The sequence below is a fragment of the Vibrio sp. 2134-1 genome (genome assembly GCF_033339495.1).
Genome location: NZ_JAWOUS010000413.1, coordinates 1 through 705, shown reverse-complemented (window position 1 = coordinate 705; position 705 = coordinate 1). Strand labels below are relative to the sequence as shown.

1 protein-coding gene and 1 pseudogene are annotated in these 705 nt (G+C 44.3%); both read right to left on the bottom strand.

The genetic code is table 11. The annotated features are described in order from the left end of the window. Nucleotides 1-129, bottom strand: a pseudogene (locus tag R7R78_RS26335) (4a-hydroxytetrahydrobiopterin dehydratase); the annotation flags it as partial. Continuing rightward, the coding region (phhA, locus tag R7R78_RS26330; RefSeq protein WP_225474638.1) for a phenylalanine 4-monooxygenase at nt 74-705 on the bottom strand (632 nt) is incomplete at its 5' end. The gene phhA and the pseudogene R7R78_RS26335, both read right to left, overlap by 56 nt.

Here is a 705-nt window from a genome sequence, read left to right as displayed (position 1 = left end):
CTGCAGCAATAGAGATTCCTGTTCTTCTTTCGTCAGGGCAATGGCATCAAAGCTACAAGCTTCGCATTTTTGTTCATTCAGCATGAGCAGGTTCCTTAGGTTCAAAAAGTGGTGGAAGCAATCCAGCATCTATCGCTAGATCCGCTTGTTTCAATAAATTCAGTTGGCTAATTTGGAAAAGCTGGGAGAAATCATCAATCACATAATATTTAGGCTGCATGATATCGATGCGATATGGTGTTCTTAATACCGTTTGTAGGTCAAAGGACTCACGAATTGCACTTTCGCTTTCCAATGCGTAGATGGTTTCTCCTGGGGAAGAGAGTATGCCGCCGCCATAGATTTTGGTTTTCGTGCCTTCTTTCACTAAACCAAATTCAACGGTAAACCAGTAAAGACGAGCCAAGTAAGCTCTCTGTTTTGGTGTTGCCGCTTGTCCGAGCTGACCATAATGTTCCGTAAACGCAGCAAACTCTGGATGCGTGAGCATGGCACAATGGCCGAAAATTTCGTGGAAAAGATCCGGCTCTTGTAAATAATCGAACTCTTCTCGGGTTCTTAGGAAAGTCGCGACTGGAAAACGTTTGTTACCCAACAAATTAAAAAATCGGTCGAAATCGATCAGAGCAGGCACAGGCTCAACCTGCCATCCTGTTGTTTCCATTAAGACTCGATTGATTTCCGGCAACTGAGGCACACGATCCT